At 32.1% G+C, this 19,267-nt stretch carries 21 protein-coding genes; 11 read left to right on the top strand and 10 right to left on the bottom strand.

The genetic code is table 11. The features are described from left to right. Positions 1 to 160: 160 nt before the first annotated feature. On the bottom strand, positions 161 to 1,393 hold the full coding sequence (locus tag ACI5KZ_RS09395) for a M48 family metallopeptidase (RefSeq protein WP_406847499.1): 1,233 nt from the start codon (positions 1,391 to 1,393) through the stop codon (positions 161 to 163). Between the two features lie 3 nt (positions 1,394 to 1,396). Continuing rightward, on the bottom strand, positions 1,397 to 2,197 hold the full coding sequence (locus tag ACI5KZ_RS09390) for a TrmH family RNA methyltransferase (protein WP_406847498.1): 801 nt from the start codon (positions 2,195 to 2,197) through the stop codon (positions 1,397 to 1,399). Positions 2,198 to 2,424: 227 nt separating this feature from the next. Here ACI5KZ_RS09390 and ACI5KZ_RS09385 point away from each other — a divergent pair, with 227 nt between their 5' ends. After that, entirely contained in the window at positions 2,425 to 3,234 is an 810-nt protein-coding gene (locus tag ACI5KZ_RS09385) for a DUF6503 family protein (RefSeq protein WP_109308995.1), read from the top strand. 66 nt (positions 3,235 to 3,300) lie between these two features. Here ACI5KZ_RS09385 and ACI5KZ_RS09380 read toward each other — a convergent pair whose 3' ends face one another. After that, positions 3,301 to 4,305, bottom strand: coding sequence for a DUF3810 domain-containing protein (locus ACI5KZ_RS09380; RefSeq protein ID WP_406847497.1), 1,005 nt, complete (start codon positions 4,303 to 4,305; stop codon positions 3,301 to 3,303). Positions 4,306 to 4,432: 127 nt separating this feature from the next. Between ACI5KZ_RS09380 and ACI5KZ_RS09375 the strand changes: the two genes are divergently transcribed. Beyond that, on the top strand, positions 4,433 to 5,893 hold the full coding sequence (locus tag ACI5KZ_RS09375; RefSeq protein ID WP_406847496.1) for an aminoacyl-histidine dipeptidase: 1,461 nt from the start codon (positions 4,433 to 4,435) through the stop codon (positions 5,891 to 5,893). A 27-nt stretch (positions 5,894 to 5,920) separates the two neighbouring features. Further along, entirely contained in the window at positions 5,921 to 6,487 is a 567-nt protein-coding gene (locus ACI5KZ_RS09370) for a hypothetical protein (protein WP_109308992.1), read from the top strand. Positions 6,488 to 6,563: 76 nt separating this feature from the next. On the opposite strand, the gene ACI5KZ_RS09365 is transcribed toward ACI5KZ_RS09370, so the two are convergent. The 3 genes from ACI5KZ_RS09365 to ACI5KZ_RS09355 are packed head-to-tail and all read right to left on the bottom strand — an operon-like array spanning position 6,564 to position 9,302. Further along, complete coding sequence (locus ACI5KZ_RS09365) at positions 6,564 to 7,700, bottom strand: peptidylprolyl isomerase (protein ID WP_406847495.1); 1,137 nt, start codon at positions 7,698 to 7,700, stop codon at positions 6,564 to 6,566. Between the two features lie 41 nt (positions 7,701 to 7,741). Continuing rightward, positions 7,742 to 8,290, bottom strand: a complete 549-nt coding sequence (gene gldI / locus ACI5KZ_RS09360; RefSeq protein ID WP_109308990.1) for a gliding motility-associated peptidyl-prolyl isomerase GldI — start codon at positions 8,288 to 8,290, stop codon at positions 7,742 to 7,744. Then, positions 8,283 to 9,302: a bifunctional oligoribonuclease/PAP phosphatase NrnA gene (locus ACI5KZ_RS09355; protein WP_109308989.1), complete on the bottom strand. Its 1,020-nt coding sequence runs from the start codon at positions 9,300 to 9,302 to the stop codon at positions 8,283 to 8,285. Before ACI5KZ_RS09355 ends, gldI begins: the two co-directional genes overlap by 8 nt. A gap of 89 nt (positions 9,303 to 9,391) precedes the next feature. Between ACI5KZ_RS09355 and ACI5KZ_RS09350 the strand changes: the two genes are divergently transcribed. After that, positions 9,392 to 9,811, top strand: a complete 420-nt coding sequence (locus ACI5KZ_RS09350) for a nucleoside-diphosphate kinase (protein ID WP_109308988.1) — start codon at positions 9,392 to 9,394, stop codon at positions 9,809 to 9,811. Between the two features lie 99 nt (positions 9,812 to 9,910). Then, positions 9,911 to 12,454 (top strand): M4 family metallopeptidase, encoded by a 2,544-nt coding sequence (locus tag ACI5KZ_RS09345; RefSeq protein WP_406847494.1) that lies wholly within the window; start codon positions 9,911 to 9,913, stop codon positions 12,452 to 12,454. A gap of 74 nt (positions 12,455 to 12,528) precedes the next feature. Here ACI5KZ_RS09345 and ACI5KZ_RS09340 read toward each other — a convergent pair whose 3' ends face one another. The 4 genes from ACI5KZ_RS09340 to recF all read right to left on the bottom strand — a co-directional run bounded on the left by ACI5KZ_RS09340 (position 12,529) and on the right by recF (position 14,592). Then, positions 12,529 to 12,720 (bottom strand): cold-shock protein, encoded by a 192-nt coding sequence (locus ACI5KZ_RS09340; protein ID WP_109308987.1) that lies wholly within the window; start codon positions 12,718 to 12,720, stop codon positions 12,529 to 12,531. An 80-nt stretch (positions 12,721 to 12,800) separates the two neighbouring features. After that, on the bottom strand, positions 12,801 to 13,097 hold the full coding sequence (locus ACI5KZ_RS09335) for a DUF721 domain-containing protein (RefSeq protein WP_109308986.1): 297 nt from the start codon (positions 13,095 to 13,097) through the stop codon (positions 12,801 to 12,803). After that, a complete protein-coding gene (locus tag ACI5KZ_RS09330; protein ID WP_109308985.1) occupies positions 13,097 to 13,516 on the bottom strand; it encodes a hypothetical protein in 420 nt (139 codons plus the stop codon). The genes ACI5KZ_RS09335 and ACI5KZ_RS09330 overlap by 1 nt, the downstream gene beginning before the upstream one ends. After that, complete coding sequence (gene recF, locus ACI5KZ_RS09325; protein ID WP_406847493.1) at positions 13,513 to 14,592, bottom strand: DNA replication/repair protein RecF; 1,080 nt, start codon at positions 14,590 to 14,592, stop codon at positions 13,513 to 13,515. Before recF ends, ACI5KZ_RS09330 begins: the two co-directional genes overlap by 4 nt. A gap of 132 nt (positions 14,593 to 14,724) precedes the next feature. On the opposite strand from recF, the gene ACI5KZ_RS09320 reads away from it, so the two are divergent. The 6 genes from ACI5KZ_RS09320 to ACI5KZ_RS09295 all read left to right on the top strand — a co-directional run bounded on the left by ACI5KZ_RS09320 (position 14,725) and on the right by ACI5KZ_RS09295 (position 19,266). Next, positions 14,725 to 15,495 (top strand): tol-pal system YbgF family protein, encoded by a 771-nt coding sequence (locus tag ACI5KZ_RS09320; RefSeq protein WP_109308983.1) that lies wholly within the window; start codon positions 14,725 to 14,727, stop codon positions 15,493 to 15,495. Between the two features lie 26 nt (positions 15,496 to 15,521). Then, on the top strand, positions 15,522 to 16,007 hold the full coding sequence (gene ribH / locus ACI5KZ_RS09315) for a 6,7-dimethyl-8-ribityllumazine synthase (protein ID WP_109308982.1): 486 nt from the start codon (positions 15,522 to 15,524) through the stop codon (positions 16,005 to 16,007). Between the two features lie 126 nt (positions 16,008 to 16,133). Beyond that, positions 16,134 to 16,346 (top strand): hypothetical protein, encoded by a 213-nt coding sequence (locus tag ACI5KZ_RS09310; protein WP_406847492.1) that lies wholly within the window; start codon positions 16,134 to 16,136, stop codon positions 16,344 to 16,346. Between the two features lie 8 nt (positions 16,347 to 16,354). Beyond that, positions 16,355 to 16,630, top strand: coding sequence for a riboflavin synthase subunit beta (locus tag ACI5KZ_RS09305; protein WP_109308980.1), 276 nt, complete (start codon positions 16,355 to 16,357; stop codon positions 16,628 to 16,630). 7 nt (positions 16,631 to 16,637) lie between these two features. Beyond that, positions 16,638 to 18,491, top strand: a complete 1,854-nt coding sequence (gene mutL, locus ACI5KZ_RS09300) for a DNA mismatch repair endonuclease MutL (protein WP_406847491.1) — start codon at positions 16,638 to 16,640, stop codon at positions 18,489 to 18,491. 16 nt (positions 18,492 to 18,507) lie between these two features. After that, positions 18,508 to 19,266: a rhomboid family intramembrane serine protease gene (locus ACI5KZ_RS09295; protein WP_109308978.1), complete on the top strand. Its 759-nt coding sequence runs from the start codon at positions 18,508 to 18,510 to the stop codon at positions 19,264 to 19,266. Position 19,267: the final 1 nt, after the last annotated feature.

Genomic DNA, 19,267 nt, shown 5'->3' with positions numbered 1-19,267 from the left:
AAAAATAGTATAATCGAAACGAATTTACAACCCTTTTGTATTTAAAAAATAGAAACGATCATCTGATTCTAAAAAGGGTGAATTTTTATTTAAATATAAGATGTTTCAGGATTTTATGGTATTTAAAACAAGAAAAAAAATATTTATTGTGAAGAAGGACTTACAATTTTAAATTTTTAACCCTTTCTAAAAGTGTTGGATGCGAATAATGCATAAATACATAAGCTTTATGAGGTGTTAAATTACTCAAACTGTTTTTAGATAATTTTTTTAGTGACGTAATTAAAGGTTCTGCCTTGTATGTATTTTTAGCATAATTATCTGCTTGATATTCAAAGGTTCTGGAAAACCAATTCATAATTAAACTAGTAATTTCTGAAATTGGTGCATAAAGCAATCCGAAAGCAATTAGTCCAATATGAAAACTAGGAATTTCAACGCCTAAAGCATTTGAAAGTAATGGGTTTGAAATAAAAATTGATAGGATATAAAGTGTCAATCCGGTTAATAATACCGAAGCAATTAAATTAAAAATGATATGTTTCTTTTTATAATGTCCCACTTCATGAGCAAGAACAGCCACAATTTCTTCATCTTCTAAATCGTTTATTAAAGTATCATAAAGCGTCACACGTTTTTCGCTTCCAAATCCAGAGAAATAGGCATTAGCTTTGGTGCTTCGTTTGGAACCGTCAATGACAAAAATCTTGTCTAATTTAAAGCCCACCGTTTTTGCGTAAGTAGAGATTTTGTTGCGTAAATCACCTGCTTCTAGAGGGGTTTGCTTATTAAATAAAGGGACGATTAATCTGGCATAAAACATATTCATTATAACTGTAAAAAGGCTCATTAAGGCCCAAGCATACAACCAGAAGTTATCTCCTGAGAATTGATAAAACCATATAATAAGCGCTAGAATACCTCCACCAACAATTGCCAACATGAGCCAGCCTTTTATTTTATCTAGGATAAAGATTTTTTTTGTGGTTTTGTTGAAACCGAATTTTTCTTCAATTACAAACGTTTTGTAGTAAGAAAATGGTGTGGTAATAATGTCGCTTCCAATCATGATAATTCCGAAGAAAAAAAGAGCGATTAAAATGGGGTTTTCAGAATAGCTTCTTGCAATATTATCTACGTATTCAAAACCATCAAAAAACAGAAATCCTAATGTTAATGCAATTGAAAAGGTCGATGTTAAAAGACCAAATTTGTAATTTGTCTTTTTGTAGCTCTGTGATTTTTTATATTCCGTTTCATCATACACGTCTTGAAGTTCTTGAGGAACTTCATCGTTAAAATGCTTGGCGTTTAAGGCATCAAGAATTTTATCAATAATAAAACTGATGATTAAAATGGCAATAATGATGTAGAATAGGGAAGTGGCTGTCATGTTTTAAATAAAATTTCGCTGTCTTTTGGCTTCAAAAATAAGGATTCCGGCTGCAACAGAGACATTCATAGAGTCGATTTCTCCTTGCATCGGAATAATGATGTTTTGAGATGCATTTTCTAACCATTCGTCACTAAGTCCAGTGGCTTCTGTTCCAACAACCAAAGCCGTTGGTTTGGTGTAATCTTGTAGATGATAATCTTCACTTGCTTGTAAGGCTGCGCAATAAATAGATATGTTGTTTTCTTTTAAAAACTGAATAATTTCTGAAGTCGTTCCAGTTGCTATCTGATTTGTGAAAATACAACCTACGCTAGAACGAATAATATTCGGGTTGTATAAATCGGTTTTTGGATTGGCAATAATTACAGCATCCACATTGGCAGCATCTGAAGTACGTAAAATGGCGCCAATATTTCCAGGTTTTTCAGGAGCTTCGGCAACTAAAATTAACGGATTTTCATTTTTAAAACTTAAATTTTTAATTGAAAATTCTTTAGTCTTGGCAACAGCTATGACACCTTCAGTTGTTTCTCTATGAGCTAGTTTTTGGTAAACTTCTTTAGATATTTTAATTGTATTTGGCAGTGTTGTTGTTAAGCTGTTTACTTGTTCTTCTGAAAATATATCGGGATAAAATAAAATAGAGTTTATTGAATAGCCTCCTTTAATAGCTAGACCAATTTCTCTTGCACCTTCAATTAAAAATAGTCCAGTTTTTTTGCGTTCTCTGGATTTTTCTTTAAGCTGATATAATTCTTTAATGTAAGCGTTTTGACTGCTTGTTATTTGTTTAAAGGTCATTAAATTGCTTGTTTAAAGTTGTAAAGTTACACTTTTATGATGCAAATATTTTATTTTTTACATGATCACAAATAGTTCAGCTTCAAACAGACTTTAAAATTATTAAAGAACTTATTACAACTGTACTTTATTCGTTAAATTTAAGTTATAAAAGCTTCTTTTATCTAGAGTTTTTTTTTGTAATGATTATTATTGCGATTCGACAAACAACCAAAACCATTTAATTGATGAAAAATCACATTTTAGCGATAGCCATTTTATTTAGTATTTCGGCCTGTAAACAAAATACAAGCCAACCAGATCCTGTTGAGGGAGCAGAAACTACCACAATTGAAGTTGAAACTCCTGATTTAGTTTACCCTGAAAATCTTACAAAAGTTTTTGATGCTCATGGTGGTATTGATGCATGGAAATCTATGAGTTCTTTAGAATTTACTATGGAGAAACCAGATGGTAAAGAAGTTACAAAAACAAACCTAAACTCAAGAGAAGCATTAATTGAAAGTCCAAAAGCAAATATAGGATTTGATGGTAATCAGGCCTGGTTTTTAAATAAAACTGATGGTGATTATAAGGGATATGATCCTAAATATTATTACAACCTCATGTTTTATTTCTATGCAATGCCATTTGTATTATCAGACGATGGTATTAATTATGCAGATGCAGAGCCTTTAGTTTTTGAAGGAGTAACGTATCCTGGAATACAAATTACTTATAATGCTGGAGTAGGTGAAACACCAGAAGATCGTTATGTGTTGTATTACAATCCAACAACTTACCAAATGGAGTGGTTAGGTTATACGGTTTCTTTTGTTCCTGGAATAGACAAGAAAGAATTGCATTTTAGAAAATACAGCGATTGGCAGGAAATTAATGGATTACTTTTGCCTAAAACAATTATAGGCTATGGTTTTAAAGACGACAAGCCAACTGAAGCTAAAAATAGTACAGATTTTATAGATGTTCAAGTTTCAACGAAGACAATAGATTTAGGTGTTTTTGAAAAACCAGAAACAGGTGAATTTGTAAAATAGAATTTATAAATAGACAAAAAAAAAGCGAGCTAATTTTTTATGAGTTCGCTTTTTATTACTCAATATTTAATTATTAAAATAATTCACAATTAAAGCTACTACATAACTATAGCTTTCCATGCCATCTTTTTGGCTATTTGCAATTAGATAGTTGTTGTATGTGCTTTTAAATAAGGGTTCTGCAGGATTTTGATAACTGTCCCAAAAATCTTGTACTTCTTGATAATTTTTTAGAACACCTTTGTTTACTGTTTTTAAAATATCGAAATATAAGTCGTTGTCCCTTTTGTAAATTTCTATTAAACAGTGTTTCAATAAGAAGGTATATCCACTATAATTAAAATAAATATCGTCATGATTTATAGCAGCCAAACCTCCAATAAAATTAGCTTCATTTTCTTTAGCATAACCAAGTTGATGCGCCACTTCATGAGATGCAACTACAGGGAATCTATATGAAACAATAAGGCTGTTAATTTGTGCTTCATTGGTTAGCGGGTTTAAATAGCCACTAAATCCCATATATGTTAACGGCAAACTGAAAAGAGATTTTTTAATGCTTTTTGGATGATACTCTAAATGAGGAAATTGTTTTTCTAAAGCTTGGTAACCTTCAGGAACTAAATTCAAAATCTCGTTTTTGCTATAAGGTAACTCTATTTTAGTCGAATCGTTTTTAGCTAAATTTAGATGAAGTGCATTCGATTTGTTTATTAATTTTTCAGTTACAGAAATTAGCTGTTCTGTTGAATAGTCGGCTACCAAATTTAAGCTTTCATGCAAAGGCAGTCTGTGGTAATTCATGGCCCAAAACAAATGAAAGGCAAAATATATAATTGAAATAAATGCAAATACATCAATCAACCAATGTTTGGTGTCTTTTAAAACGCGTCTTCTATTTAATATCAACCATCTTAACATGTAAATAATGGCAAAGCCGTAAAATAAATCTCCAAACGAAAACGGAATCCAACCCAAAGTATAACGAAACAAACTTGAAACTACAGGATATATCCCCAAACTGTAATAGGTTTCAATAACTTCTGGAAACTGTTTTAGAAGTTTCACCATCAGAAATAGTGGAAGTATTGAAAAGGCGATATAGGGTTTTGGGTTTTTCAACATCTTTCAAAAATAGTCAAATGTTTTAATACTCTATAAGATATAAGTACCTTTGTAAAACTTTTAAAATACAGATATGAATTCAGAAATAAGAAACCTAGAACCAAAACAACTTTGGAATAAATTTGCCGATTTAAATGCTGTACCAAGAGCTTCAAAAAAGGAAGAGGAAGTTATCGCTTTTATGAAAGATTTTGGTAAAAAACTACAACTTGAAACCATTGAAGATGAGGTTGGTAATGTGATTATTAGAAAACCAGCAACTTCAGGAATGGAAGATCGTATAACAATTGTTATGCAGTCGCATTTGGATATGGTTCACCAAAAAAATGCAGATACCAATTTCGATTTTGCAACTCAAGGTATTGAGATGTATGTTGATGGCGATTGGGTTCGTGCTAAAGGCACAACTCTTGGTGCAGACAACGGTTTAGGTGTAGCAACTATTATGGCTATTTTGGAAAGTACAGATATTCCTCATCCTGCTATTGAAGCACTTTTTACAATCGATGAAGAAACTGGAATGACAGGAGCCATGGGTTTAAAAGGTGGTTTGCTTGAAGGAAGTATTCTTTTGAATTTAGATACTGAGGAAGACGATGAGATTGGAGTAGGTTGTGCAGGAGGCGTCGATGTAACTGCTACAAGAACCTATAATGAAGAAGAAACACCTGAATTTAAAACAGGATATACAATTGCAGTAAAAGGACTACAAGGTGGGCATTCTGGAATGCAAATTCACGAAGGTTTAGGAAATGCTAATAAAGTTTTGAATCGTTTGTTATTTGATGGTTTCGAGAATTTTGGCTTACGTATTTCTGAAATAGATGGTGGAAGTTTAAGAAATGCTATTCCTAGAGAAAGTAAAGCTATTGTAGCCATTGATGCGATTCATGAAGAGGTTTTTATGTCTGAAATGACAGACTATGTTAACGAAATAAAAACAGAATTAAAAACTAAGGAACCAGATTTAGAGATTGTGGTTTCTAAAACTGAAACTCCTAAAAACATCATGGATTTAGGTGTTCAGGAAGGTTTGACCAGAGCTTTGTATGCAGCTTTAAATGGGGTTTATAGAATGAGTGCAGATATTCCAGATTTGGTAGAAACATCTAATAATATTGCAAGAGTCATAGTTAAAGAAGGTGAAATTAAAATAGGATGTTTAACGCGTTCTTCTGTAGAAAGTTCGAAATGGGATCTAGCCAATATGCTACGTGCCACGTTTGAATTAACAGGTTGCGAAGTGGAGTTTTCTGGAGATTATCCTGGTTGGAAACCTAATATGGATTCTGCCATTTTAAAAGTGTTGGATAACTTATACGAAAAAATGAATGGACAAAAAGCGCATGTGGCTGCTTGTCATGCTGGATTAGAATGTGGTATACTTGGACAGAATTATCCAGACATGGACATGATTAGTTTTGGTCCAAATATTAAAGGAGCACACTCGCCAGACGAAAGAGCGCAAATATCATCAGCTCAAAAATACTGGAAGTTTGTTTTAGAGATTTTGAAACAGATTCCTAAGAAGTAATTTTTTTTATAAATCGTTTTATGTAATTTGAAAAAAACTGTAGAACATTTAAGATATGTTAGAACTGATAGTGAAATTTGTTCATTTTACATCTGCAATTTATTCAAAATTGATGCTGATAAAATAGAACTGAATGACATATTTGAATTAGACTTACTGCATGAAAAATACTTTCTAGAGAAAAGAGAGCAAAACAGAACCTCTAAAATTCAAAATTGGAATTTAAAATACCCCAAAAACAAAACTAAAGTAATTAATTCATATGGTCCGATTCTTAAACCTACCATAACAGCGAATGATTTTGAAAAACATAATTTTAAAGAATATATTACAAAAATTGAATTAATTATTGATAGTTGGAGAAAAGCTGGAGATGACTATGAAGCTTATGATTTAGAAATATTTCATAACAAATTCTTGACAGAATTTCACGATTTTAATCTGAATAAAAGAGTTTATTATTTTTTAGATTCCGACTTAATTGAGCAAAATAAAAAGCACGAATTCGAATGGATTTATTCTTGGTTTTTTACAATAATTGGAATTGATACTGAATCAAATACCATTTTAATTCTAAATTATGGAAACGATTAAAAAACTACATGTAACTATGTAAAACAAAAAAAAGCAGCTCTTTGAGCTGCTTTTTTATTTTTATGCTATCAGTAAATTATTCAGCTATTCCAGAGATTTCTAAATCGAACACTAAATTGCTATTTGGTGGAATTGGTCCCATACCATTTGCTCCATAACCTAAATAACTAGGAATAAATACACGAGCTTTATCACCTACATTCATATTTAGCATTGCTTCTCTAAAGCCAGGTACTAATTGAGCTGTTTCGTTATAAATCATAGGGAAAGGTTTATAACCTCCTTGTGTGTCTCGTTGTTCATTATAAGCGTTGTTTTCTTTTGCAACTTCAGCCCAAGAGGTATCAAACAAACGACCATCTTCAAAGTATCCAGCGTAATTAACAAGCACTTTTTGAGCAGAATTTGGTTTTACACCATTTTCAGCTTCAGTAATAATCATAATTAGACCTGTAGGTAATTCTTTAACTGTACCTTTTAAGGCTTCATTTTTCTTTAAAAATTCTTGACCAGCTTGTTTTGCTGATTCTTTCATTTTAGCTTGTTCTTCTTCTTTTAATTGTTTCTGTCTTTCTTCAATTTTAGGTAAATCTTCCGTAAACACTTTAGCTGCATCGAATGCTTCAGCTTCTTTTCCTTTTCTAATAATGTTTATCGACTCAATAATAACAGGCTCAACTGGTTTGTTGTTTCCTGGACTAACAGCTACGTTAGAAATGCTGTCTTGTATATCTAAACCAATAACCAATTCTCCAAAAACAGCATGTCTGTTATCTAAATTTGGTGTAGGAACTTCTGTAATAAAGAACTGACTTCCATTGGTTGCTGGACCAGAATTTGCCATAGATAAAATACCTGGTTTGTCGTGTTTTAAATCTGGATGAAATTCGTCTAAAAACTTATAGCCTGGGCTTCCAGCACCTGTTCCTGTTGGGTCTCCACCTTGAATCATGAATTTGTCGATAACTCTGTGAAAAGAGGTGCCATCGTAATATTTTTTTCCTTTTAAAGAGTCTGGAAGATTGGGATGTACTCCTTCTACCAAACCAACAAAATTAGCGACAGTTACTGGAACTTTTTTGTAATCTAATTTGGCAACCATAACGCCTTTGTTGGTAACAAATTCAGCGTAAAGTCCGTCTTCTAAATCAGGGTATTTTTGCTGTTCACAAGAAGTGAAGCTTAATAAAATGGTAAGAAATAAAATTTTCATAGTATGCTTTAAAATATTCATTTGTAATTAAAATTAGTGTTTTATTGTTCTTGTTGATTATCTATAATTGAGTTTATAGAGACTTCGCAAATTAGTGGAACGTTAGTTCCAATTCTGTTTTCGTCTCCATAATATCCATAAGCTTTCTGTGATGGAAACATAAAAGTGACCGTTTCTCCAGCTTTCATAAGTTTTAAGCCTTCTCTTAATCCAGAAAAAAGTTCTTGTTTATCCATGACATAATTTTGAGTTTTTATGTCGTCTTTAGTATAAATAACTTGTCCGTTTAATGTTTTTATATCGTAAATAAAGTTGACAATATCGCCAAAATCTGGAGATATCAAACTGTCTGCTTGTTTTGTGTTGTAATAATACCAAAAACCATTTTCCGATGCTAAATATTTTTCATTCGGATTTTCTTTCATTATTTTTTTTATAAAAGACTGCTCTTTCTCGTTTAGTTTAATGTTTCTAGCAACGGAAGCATCAATAAAAGAACCAGATTTTGAAGAAATGGGTCTTCTAGCTTCTGGCGATTTGCAAGCTACTAGAAGCAGAGAGCCTATTATTATGGTAATTATTCTACGCATTGTTTAGGGCATTTTTATAGCTTGGTAATATACTAATAAAATTTTCAATGGTTAATTTTAAGTCTAAATCACTTTTTCCTCCAGCAGCATTTGTGTGTCCTCCACCTTCAAAATGAGCTCTAGAAAATTCGTTAACAGAAAAATTTCCTTTAGAACGTAACGATATTTTAATGATGTTATTTTGTGAATCTTCAATAAAAATTGCAGCAAAAATAATGTTGTTTAAGGATAACGCATAATTAACAAACCCTTCGGTATCTCCTTTTTTAAATTTGAATTGATTGAGTTCGTCTTGAGATAATGTTATGTAGGCTGTTCTATACTCTGGTAATACTTTTAAATTGGTAAGTGCACAACCCAAAAGTTGCATGCGTTCGTAACTATTAGTGTCAAAAATATGATTGTGTATGTCTGAATGATTTGCGCCTTTGTCTATTAAATCTGCAACTACAAGATGTGTTTTACTAGTTGTTGATGGAAACCGAAACGATCCAGTATCTGTCATAATTCCAGCATATAAACAACTAGAAATATCAGAATCTATTTGGTCTTTGTTACCAAGCATGTCTATGAAATGATAGACCATTTCGCAAGTCGAACTCATGCTAACATCCGAATACATATAGGTTGCATATGAATCTGGTTGTTGATGATGATCTATCATTATTTTTACAGCTTTACTTGTCGCTAAAACATCTTCCATGTCTCCAGCTCTATTTAAGGCATTAAAATCTAATGTAAAAATAACATCAGCATTATTTATTAAATTATCGCTTTGTTCTTTTTGAGAATCGTATTTTAAAACTTTTGATTCTTCGGGCATCCATTTTAAAAAATCAGGATAATCGTTTGGTGCAATAACAGTTGCTATATGGTTGTGTTTTAAAAGGTAATGGTATAACCCGAGTGTCGAACCAATAGCGTCTCCATCTGGATTTTTATGAGGAACAATAACTATCTGCTTAGGTGTTTCTAACAGTTGTTTTATGTTTTTAATAGCGTCTTTTGTCATAGGCAACGAAGATACAATTTTTTAATATTGGAAATTGTGGTTTTTATAATGAAATACCTTACTTTTGCACGAAATTAAAAAAAAAATAAATGGCAACTAACAGAACATTTACAATGCTTAAGCCTGATTCGGTTGAAAAAGGACACATTGGCGCAATTTTAGAGAAAATTAATGCTTCAGGTTTTAGAATCGTAGCAATGAAATTAACACAAATGACTACAGCAGATGCTCAAGCATTTTATGCAGTTCATAACGAAAGACCTTTCTTTGGAGAATTAGTAGAATATATGACACGTGGTCCTATTGTAGCTGCTATTTTAGAAAAAGAGAATGCAGTTGAAGATTTTAGAACTTTAATTGGTGCTACAAATCCTGCTGATGCTGCAGAAGGTACAATTAGAAAATTATATGCTGCTTCTATTGGAGAAAATGCAGTTCACGGAAGTGATAGCGATGAGAATGCTGCTATTGAAGGTGCTTTTCATTTTTCTGGAAGAGAGATGTTTTAATAAAACAATCCTTATAAATTAGATCAAGCCTGAAAATAATATTTTTCAGGCTTTTTTATTTTTTTTATTATAAATTCGCCTAACCTTAAAAACTTACTAATGAAAAAAGCTACCATGCTTTTGTTTCTTTTTGTGATATTTAGCTCTTATATATTTTCACAGAACACAACAAATGCTATTACGAATTTACAATCTCAAACCAATGCTAAAATAACTGTAAACCAAAACGGTATTGCAGAATTTATAAAGTTTCCAGCTTCAAACCCTTTACATCTAGAAGGTGTTACCCTTCAGGAAAAAGTAGTATCGTTTTTAGAAACCAATAAAAATTTGTTTCCTTTTGCAACTGTTGAAGAATCTTTTGTGTTTGGATCTGTTAAAACAGATACTTATGGTTTTAAACAATTAGTATTAACACAACATAAAAATAATGTTCCAGTATTTGATGGACAACTACGTTTTCATTTTAATGCAGAAAATAAACTAACGGCTATTAATGGTAATTATATACCAAATATTAAAAATAATACAAATCCTACTATTTCTATTTTAGAAGCAAAGCAGATAGCTATTGAAACAGTAAATAAACAAGATATTAATCTTTCTGGAGTTGCTTTGTTTGCTTTTGATACTAACTTATATTTATTTCAAAAAGGTTTAATTAATAATTCTTTTGGAGCTACATATTTGGTGTATGAAGTTGAAGTTAGAAATGATGCAGATGTAAGAGAATATGTTTATGTAAATGCACATAATGGAAACATCACGGAACAATTTACAGGTATGGCTCATGCCTTAGATCGAATTGTTTACGAAAATAATACGGCTAACATTGTTTGGCAAGAAGGAGATGCATTTCCAGGAACTTTAAGTATCTGGCAACAAAATGAAGTTGAGGCATCGGCACATGTGTATAATTTTTTTAATAATGCGTTTGGCTATGTATCTTATAATGGTGCAGATGCGCAAATGCGAACGATTAATAATAATCCAAATATTTCTTGCCCTAATGCTAACTGGAATGGTGTTACAGCAAATTATTGTAATGGTACAGCATCGGATGATGTGATTGCTCACGAATGGGGACATGCCTATACAGAATATACAAGTGGACTTATTTATGCCTACCAATCTGGAGCCATGAACGAAGCTTTCTCAGATATATGGGGAGAAACGGTGGATTTGTTGAATAATTATGAAGATGCAGACGACGATCAATCTTTAAGAACGGCTTGTAATAGTTCGGATAGATGGAGAATGGGAGAGGATGCTTCTGCTTTTGGTGGTGCAATTAGAGATATGTGGAATCCACCATGTAATGGAGATCCAGGGAAATTAACAGATGGTCAATATTATTGTGGCGAAGGAGATGGTGGAGGAGTCCACTCAAATTCTGGAATTCCTAATCATACCTATGCACTTTTAGTAGATGGAGGAACCTATAATGGTCAAACTATTAGTGGCATTGGTTTCACTAAAGCTGCTCATATTTTTTGGAGAGCTCAAAGCCAATACCTTACTGCTACAAGTGATTTTTATTCTTTAGCAGATGCTTTAGATGCTGCTTGTACAGATTTGTTAGGAGTTAATTTAGAAGGTTTAAGTACAGCTGCTCCAGTTGGTCTTTCTGGAGAAATAATTACTGCTTCAGATTACAACCAATTAGTGAATACTTTAATTGCTATCGAATTAAGAACTGATAATAATTGTGGATTTGTACCTATTCTTACGGCTACTGCTGATCCTTGTGAAGCTGCAGCAACAGTTCCTATATTTTTTGAAGATTGGGAAACTGGAATGAGTGGTTGGAACGTGTCTCAAGTAGCTTCAAACCCTAGCTCATGGGAAGCTAGAGATTGGGTTATAGAATCTAATTTACCTGATGGTAGAACCGGACAAGCTATTTTTGGGATCGATCCAGTTAATGGGAATTGTACATCATCTTTGCAGAATGGGATTCTAAGATTAGAAAGTCCAATTATTAATATTCCAGATCAACCAACAGGAACTTTTGAGATGACTTTTATGCATTACGTATCCACAGAAGACAGTTGGGATGGAGCAAATATAAAATATAGTTTAAATGGCAACGCTTGGTCTATATTGCCTGGAAGTGCTTTTACTGCAAATGCTTACAATGGTACAATTAACAATAATGGAAACGATAACCCTTTAGCTGGTGAGCAAGCTTTTACGGGCTCTGATGGTGGTTCGACCTCTGGAAGTTGGGGAAGAAGTTATATCGATTTATCTGTTTTGGGAGTAACTGCCAATGCAAGCATTCAATTTAGATTTGAAGTTGGAACCGATGGCTGTAATGGAAGAGAAGGATGGTATATAGATGATATTACAGTCTACAATTGCGATATGAGCCTTTCGATTGCAGATTTTGAAAGTTTACAGAATACTATTAAAGTGTATCCAAACCCATCAAATGGAGAATTTACACTTAAAAACTTAAATAATATCGATTTAATTAAAGCTGAAATATTTGATATTAACGGAAGGTTAATTAATACCATCGACCTTTCAAATGGTCAAAGTCTTTATACGATAGATATAACACAAGTAACTTCTGGAATTTATTTCATGAATGTTCATGCTAAAAATGCTACTCGAGTAATGAAATTAATTAAGCAATAATAAAACTTATATATACTAAAAAACCCACAACATCATGTTGTGGGTTTTTTGTTTTAAAAAGATAAGTGTATATATTAAATAACTTTTACGTTTATGGCGTTTAATCCTTTTTTACCTTCTGTCAATTCGAATTCAACGTCATCGCCTTCGCGAATTTCGTCGATTAATCCTGAAATGTGTACAAAATGCTCTCTGTTTGAACCTTCTTCTGTGATGAAGCCAAAACCTTTGGCATCGTTGAAGAATTTTACTGTTCCTTTACTCATAATAAATAATATTAAATTAATTATTATATATAAAGCAAACAATGTGCCAGGAATTTAACGGCTTGTTTTATGCTAATAATTTAACGTAATACCAGCTTCTTGATTACGTCTTTTCCAAGAGATTCATTTAACATAGAGATAATTTTCTCTTTTCCATAGCTAAGCTCTTCTCTTAGAACGCTAGAGCTTAATTGAACATAAAGTGTGTTGTTCTTTAACTGAATATCTGTTGTGTAATTATTTACCCCATTTCCCATCATGTCTCTCCATGTGTCTTGAACGTTTACAACATCTAAACCATATTCTAACTTGTTGGTTTCAACAAATTCTTTTAATGCATCAGAAATGCTAATGTGTTCGTTATTTCGTTTGGCCATTAATCTAAGTTTATAGGAATAAATTTCTTATATAAAAATACAGCTTTATTTTTGTTTACTACCTTAAGTTGATCTTCTGTTGCTAACAAAACGGTTTCTTTCCAATTGTCGAAAGGTGTTTTGTAATACAAATTCAAACTATCGTTTTCAATTTTAATAGTAAATTGTTCAGAATCTTTAGAGGTTTCAAAAGAGCCATCGAAAATAGGTTTCAATTTTACTCGAAATCCAATCAAGCTATCATTGACTTCAATGTAATCAACAGTATCATTATAAGTATAGCTTTTTTTGGTGCCATCTGCTAAAGTTACTTCTTCAATTTCCCAATAACCATCGAGATGATTTATAAATGTTTCTGGATTTTTGGAACAGCTATTAAAGCATAAAGCTATAATAGTAAATGTTATAAATTGTTTCATAATTTAAAAATTTCATAAGATTGATGTACTTGTTTTACAGCATTTTCAGTTCTATCTGCATGCGTATCACTAATAAATAATTGACCAAAGTTTTCATCGTCTACCAATTTAATAATTTGAGACACACGTTGCTCATCTAATTTATCAAAAATATCATCTAGTAACAAAATAGGATTCACACCACTTTGTGCTTTTATAAAATCGAATTGAGCCAATTTTAAAGCAATTAAATAAGATTTCTGTTGCCCTTGACTGCCAAACTTTTTAATAGGATGTCCTTCAATTTCAAAAATTAAATCGTCTTTATGTATGCCAACGCTTGTGTATTGTAACGCCTTGTCCTTATTTAAGGAAGTCTTTAATAGAGTTTCTAATTTGTCGTCTAATAAATGACTGCTATAACTTAAGTTAACCATTTCGTTTCCATTACTAATGGTTTTGTAACGTTCTTTAAAAATAGGAATAAAAGTTTCTAAAAAGGCCTGTCTTTTTTCAAAAACAATACTCCCATAGGTGTCAAGCTGCTTATTGTATACGTCAAGAGTATCTGCATTAAAGGTGTTATTTAAAGCAAAGTACTTTAATAAAGAATTTCTTTGAACTAAAATTTTATTATAATTAATTAAATTGTCTAAATAGTGCTTATCGCTTTGCGAAATCACACTATCCATAAATTTTCGCCTCATTGTACTACCTTCAGTAATTAAATCCCTATCGGCTGGAGAAATAATAACAAGTGGTAAAAAGCCAATATGGTTGCTAAATCTTTCGTAAGCTTTACTATTCCTTTTTATAATTTTTTTCTGCCCTTTTTTAAGACTTACCACTATCTTTTCGGTTTTACCCTCCTTTTCATAATCGCCATTAATTACAAAGAAGGCTTCGTCATGCCTTATATTTTGAGAAGCAATGGGGTTAAAATAGCTTTTACCGAAAGATAAATGATAGATAGCATCCAACACATTTGTTTTCCCAACACCATTATTGCCAACGAAACAATTTATTTTGTGATTAAAAGCAAAAGACTGACTTTCAAAATTTTTATAGTTTAGTAATGAAAGTGATTTTAAAATCATAAAAATACCGCTTAATTCTGTTTTTGAGTTTTTAAATAAAAAAGGTTGTGCAAATTATTGAAAAATAACAAATAAATAGGCTTTTATATATGAAGAAAAATCATATTTTTGCCACGCATTAATTTAGAATATATGGCAACTTATAAGAAAAGAGGATATAAACCAGCAACAAAAGAGGAAAAAGAGCATGATATTGCTGACAACTCAACAACTGCTGAAGTTTTTAACACATTAGACGAATCTGCTTCTAAAACGGAAGATTGGGTTATAGCAAATCAAAAATACATTTTTATTATTATTGGTATTGTAGCTGCAATCGTTTTAGGGTATCTAGGATTTAACGAGTTTGTTGCAAAGCCAAAACAAAGCGAGGCAATGAACGAAATGTTCCAAGCAAAGAAATATTTTAATGAAGCTGTTACTGGTGCATCTAAAGATTCTCTTTATACCTTAGCACTTAATGGTGGGGAAGGAAAATTAGGTATGTTAGATATAGCTTCAGAATACAGTGGATCTCAAGCAGGAAATCTAGCGAACTACTATGCAGGAATGGCTTATTTAAATCTTAAAGATTACAAGAACGCTGTTACTTATTTAGGAGATTTTTCTAGTAATGATGAAGTTTTAGCTCCAATGGCTAAAGGAAGTATTGGTGATGCATTTGTGCAATTAAATCAACCAGAAGATGCTTTAGATTATTACGAGCAAGCTGCAAAATTAAGAACCAACGAATTTACAACACCATTATATTTATATAAAGCAGGTATTATCGCTTTAGAATTAGGGAAAGCTGATAAAGCATTAACGAATTTTAATGACATTAAAGAGAATTATCCTTCTTCAACAGAAGCAACTAATATTGATGTCTTTATTGGTAAAGCACAAGCTTTATCTGGTAAATAATCTATCCGATTTTTCGGTAAGTAAACATGGCAACAGAAAACAACAATTTATCTGAATACGATAAAACAACAATCCCAAACGCGAAAAATTTTCGGTTTGGGATTGTTGTTTCAGAATGGAATGAGTCCATTACTGAAGGTCTGTACCAAGGTGCAATTGATGCTTTGATAGAAAATGGTGTTGCTTTAGAAAATATTATACGTTGGAATGTTCCTGGAAGCTACGAGCTTATTTTTGGTAGTAAAAAAATGCAAGAACAAAGCGTCCATGCTGTTATTGCTATTGGAAGTGTTATTCAAGGAGAAACTAAACATTTCGATTTTGTTTGCGAAGCAGTTTCTCAAGGCATCAAAGATTTAAATATTCTACACAATGTGCCTGTAATTTTTTGTGTACTAACAGATACTAATCTGCAACAAGCTATTGATCGTTCTGGTGGTAAACATGGAAATAAAGGAACAGAAGCAGCAATAGCCGCCATAAAAATGGCAGACCTTAATACAAAACCCTAATGTATTTATACCTAATGCTTCGCTTTTAATTCGAAACTTTCAGAAGCATTTATTAACAATTTTTGGCAGTTCTAAACCGTTATTTCTTTGTATTTTAAGTACATTTGAAGTATAACAAAATTTCTAGTGACAATATTCAAAAAGAATAGACAATTTAACATCAAGCCAACCTATCAGAAAGATGGTACGGTTCATCCTGAAGAAGATATTCAGTCAAAATGGCAAGCGTTAAAACGAACCAGAGAGCGAAAAAACAGCATTTTAACCTCTCCATTATATATGGTCTTATTTTTGATAGCTATATTAGTGCTTTTGTATATATTAAGTGGTTATGAATAGAAGATAGTATGGGTATTTTTAAAACAAGAAAAAATAAAACATATAGTTATACACCAAGACATTATAAGGGTGAAGGAAATCCGTATGAAATTAAACACAAGTTCGACGAATTTAGAACAACTGTTGGAAGTAATAAAGGATTGAAGGGCAAGCTTGTTTCTGCTCTCGACGATTATAAAAACAATGCAGATAGAACCGTAAATAAGCGTGTTTTAATTATTATTGCTATTCTAGTTTTAATCTTCCTTTTTATTATAGAATTCGATTTATCCATTTTCTTTTAAAGCGCTCATGTCAGATATTATACAGTTATTACCAGATCATGTAGCAAACCAAATTGCAGCAGGAGAAGTTGTTCAACGTCCTGCCTCTGTGGTTAAAGAATTAATGGAAAATGCTATAGATGCGAAAGCTACAACCATCAAACTTATTATAAAAGATGCAGGCAAAACCTTAGTTCAGGTGATTGATAATGGTTTAGGGATGAGTGTTACTGATGCACGTTTGAGTTTTGAACGTCATGCTACTTCAAAGATTCGTTCTGCCGAAGATTTATTTCAACTTCACACCAAAGGATTTCGAGGTGAAGCCTTAGCAAGTATTGCTGCTATTGCTCATGTGGAACTTAAAACTAAACAAGAACAAGACGAGGTTGGTACCCAATTAGTCATTGAAGGCAGTCAGGTGGTTTCGCAAGACATTATTGTCACACCGAAAGGAACCTCTATTGCCGTTAAAAATTTGTTTTTTAATATTCCGGCAAGACGTAATTTTTTAAAGTCTAATCAGGTAGAAACACGCCATATTATTGACGAATTTCATAGAGTTGCATTAGCACATCCAAACATTCAGTTTGTGATGTATCATAATGGAAGCGAAGTATTTAATCTTCCCGAGAGTAATTACAGACAACGCATTGTAAATATATTTGGTGCCAAAACCAATGAGAAATTAGTACCAGTAAACGAAGAAACCGAAGTGGTTAAAATTTCAGGATTTGTTGGTAAACCTGAATATGCTAAGAAAACTAGAGGGGAACAATACTTTTTTGTAAATGATCGATTTATTAAAAGTGCCTATTTAAATCACGCAATAGCTTCTGCTTTCGATGGACTTTTAAAAGATAATACGCATGCCAGTTATTTTTTAAATTTACAGGTAGATACTAAAACCATTGATATTAATATTCATCCTACAAAAACTGAAATTAAGTTTGATGACGAGCATACACTTTATGCCATTTTAAGAGCTTCAGTAAAACACAGTTTAGGACAGTTTAATATTGCACCAGTTTTAGATTTTGAAAGAGATGCAAATTTAGATACACCTTATAGTTATAAAGATTTAAATAGTCCGAATACACCAAAAATAGAGGTTGACAGAAGTTTTAACCCGTTTCAAGAAAAACAATTTTCAGGAAGACAAACCACAGCCTTTAAAAAACAAACCCCAGCAAATTGGGATAGTTTATATGTAGGATTAGAATCTAAAGGCACCCAGACGCAACAGGATTTTAGTAGCATTCAGTTTGAAAGTCAAGAACAAACGGGGTCTATTTTTAAAGATGGTTCTCAAGTTGAAACCAAACAAACAACTTTTCAACTTCAAAATAAATATGTTATTAGCACCATTAAATCTGGCATGTTGGTTATCGATCAACATCGAGCTCATCAACGGGTGTTATACGAAGATTTCCTGCAGCATATTACTGTAAAAGAAAGCATGAGTCAGCAATTATTATTTCCTGTTCAGCTTCATTTTACAACTCAGGAAATAGAAATTATTAAACAAGTTAAACAAGATTTAGAGCATACAGGATTTCAGTTTTCAAAGATTTCGAAAGAAGGTATAGAGGTTTCAGGTGTTCCGGTAAGTGTTCCTGAGAGCGAGGTTTCGGTTATTTTAGAACAACTTATAAACGATATTCAAAACGAAGTTCCTGACAGTAATTTTAGCTCAACAGACTTGCTTGCTAAATCAATGGCTAAGAGTTTGGCAGTAAAAACAGGACAATCACTTTCTGTTATGGAACAAGAACATTTAGTTAATAGTCTATTTGGTTGTAAAGAACCAAATATGTCTCCAACAAATAAAACGACTTTCATTACGTTAAGTGTAGATGAATTAGAGAGAAAATTTATTTAAGTATTTTTTTATCATGATGAACAAAATTACAGATACCGTAAAACATTTAATTATTATAAATGTTATTATGTTTATTGGTACACTTACAATAGGAGGTGGTACCTTGTTTTACGATTGGTTTGCCTTACATTTTCCTAAGAATGCTGCATTTCAGCCTTGGCAAATAATTACACACATGTTTATGCATGGAGGGTTTATGCATATTTTCTTTAACATGTTTGCGCTTTGGATGTTTGGCACTGCAGTTGAGGAACGTTTTGGAGCCAAAAAATTCTTATTCTTTTATATCTCATCTGGGTTAGGTGCAGCTTTATGTATGATAGGCTATTATTATTTCAGGTTTATTTCTGGAATGGACATTCTTAATGGAGCAGGTTTCGATCAAGCTCAAACTTTAGAAACTTTAAAATCTGGTTATAGCGTGTACGACACGCGTTGGAATCAATTTTTAAACCAAGACCAGCTTCAAAATTTTGTAGGTGTCTTTAATAGTACTATGGTCGGAGCATCTGGAGCTATCATGGGAGTTTTAGTTGCTTTTGGAATGTTATACCCTGAATCGAAATTGATGTTGATTTTTTTACCTGTTCCCATAAAAGCAAAATACTTTATTCCAGGAATTATTGCTTTAGATTTAATTTCAGCAATTACAGGTCAATCGTTTTTTAGTCCAAGTAACACAGCTTATGTAGCACATATTGGAGGTGCTTTAACAGGGTTTCTAATCATGTGGTATTGGAAAAAAACACAGTTTAATAAAAATCGTTGGGACTAAT

Source organism: Xanthomarina sp. GH4-25, assembly GCF_045363175.1.
GTDB lineage: Bacteria > Bacteroidota > Bacteroidia > Flavobacteriales > Flavobacteriaceae > Xanthomarina.
Note: the sequence above shows the minus strand (reverse complement) of the source record. Positions and strands in the feature narration are given on the sequence as shown.